This window comes from Dysgonomonas sp. 521 (assembly GCF_010501055.1).
Classification (GTDB): domain Bacteria; phylum Bacteroidota; class Bacteroidia; order Bacteroidales; family Dysgonomonadaceae; genus Dysgonomonas.
Genome location: NZ_QVMO01000200.1, coordinates 1 through 1,858 on the forward strand (window position 1 = coordinate 1; position 1,858 = coordinate 1,858).

A 1,858-nucleotide genomic window follows, 5' to 3' on the forward strand; every position below is an offset into this window, starting at 1 on the left:
ACTGCGTAACGCAGGAAGTGTATTGCTGACAAGTTGCTCCCCAGCAGAGCCTGTTTCCTCTTCAACTTCCTGATACAAATGTAGTTGTTTTTATGAAAAAAAAATAAAAACGAAAAATAATACTCCGAATATTTGGATTACAACATAGAAGTAACTGTTTAAATGACTGCCAAACCCATATCCTCAAAAAAAACAGGCTGCCCGAAACGGCAGCCTGCATCATCGTAGTTAAGATTGGAGAGTAGTTTCCACCCGCCATACGTTAAGGAGTTTTTAGAGACTGATTATCCGTAACAACGGTATTCCCTTTTTTATGTCCACTCTGAAAATCCATTATCAGCGCGATTACCTTTTCGTATAGCAGGTGTATTTCCTGTATGCTGTTATCTATTTTCTCCACATGGTTGAGTAAGCCTGTACCTTTGAGATGATATTTGAGATGTTTGAGGCTATACTTTGCCAGCATGTCGTGCGACAAGATGACCGACAGGTGCAGCATTAATAAGCGGGTATCGGGAAAGTTTTCCGGCAAGTCGGTTTCGTTTATGTAGTTTTCGAGGTCATCTATAATTTCCTGAAAAGAAGAAGTTTCCTGTTCTTTAACCACGGTAAATATTTGCGTTATACAATATTTTTTTCTTTTTAGAGCTTGTTTATTCTTTGCTAAGAATAGATTGTCAGACTCTTATTCTTCAAAAATTTCGCAGGCAAATGTATAGATTGTTTCTGTTAGAAATATTACTATTTTAAGTAATTTGATTACATGCTGATTGTCAGCCCATTGCATTTTGGTGAATTAAGGGAATTATGTAAGGTAATAATATTTATACATTATAGGAAACGGCATAGTACATGACAAAAATAAGAAACTGTTTAAGTAACTGTTTAAATTTTATTCGTTCCAATCCCTTAACATTCGGCAAAGTGAAGACGAGCCAAATTACCATTACTCCGTGGTTAAATAAAAAGTAGAGATAACCCCTATAAATTGTCTTTATTTGTATATTTGCATTCAGAGTATCAATAAGATTATATAAAAAGCCGATATGAAAGCAAATAACGAGAGTAATATCCATTTGGGGAACAATATAAAACATCTGATGAGGGCTTTTCAGATCACACAGGTACAGTTGGCCGATAAGCTGGATATGCCCGACAGCCATTTGTGTAATCTGCTTCAAAAAGCCGATATAGATGATAGCATGTTGCAAAAGATAGCCGATGCGATAGGTTATGGCGTAACGGCGGATATGCTAAAAGCATATAGCCACGACGATACGGTAAATTATATTATCAATAACTATACACAAAATGTAGAGGAGGGTGGCAGTGGTACCCTTATCCCTAATCAGAATTATACACAAAATGTAGATGAAGGAGGCAGTGGTACTCTTATCCCTAATCAGAATTATACACAAACTGTAGACGAGGGTGGCAGTGGAACTCTTATCCCTAATCAGGATAACAGTACAAACTCAAACTCTACTTTTCAGGAAGGCAGTTCACAAAACAACTATACCACGGAAAAAGCGTTCGAATATGCCGAGACAATTTCGGAACTGAAAACCGAAATAATGCGCCTCCGCATGAAATACGAGCCCGATAAGGTAGAGGAAGAATTGAAGAACAAGAAATAATCTTATGATGGATAAGTAAAAGATAGTATATAACAAAAAATATTGAACCAGGCTTGAAAAACCTGATTTTAGCTCCGCTGATTTTCAATTCAATTCAATTCATAACCGAAGGTTATCGGTCCAGTATCATCAACTTAAGGATTATGGGACCAAAGATCAGGGCTGAAAGCCCGTCTTATTTCAGCCCAAGGCAACGCCTTGGGTCAGAATATCCAAATATA

2 protein-coding genes are annotated in these 1,858 nt (G+C 37.1%); one reads left to right on the forward strand and one right to left on the reverse strand.

Translation table 11 applies throughout. From position 1 onward, the window contains the following. Positions 1-262 precede the first annotated feature (262 nt). Positions 263-607, reverse strand: coding sequence for a hypothetical protein (locus D0T84_RS22090; protein ID WP_163310074.1), 345 nt, complete (start codon positions 605-607; stop codon positions 263-265). 439 nt (positions 608-1,046) lie between these two features. On the opposite strand from D0T84_RS22090, the gene D0T84_RS22095 reads away from it, so the two are divergent. Further along, entirely contained in the window at positions 1,047-1,637 is a 591-nt protein-coding gene (locus D0T84_RS22095) for a helix-turn-helix domain-containing protein (RefSeq protein WP_163310075.1), read from the forward strand. Positions 1,638-1,858 lie beyond the last annotated feature (221 nt).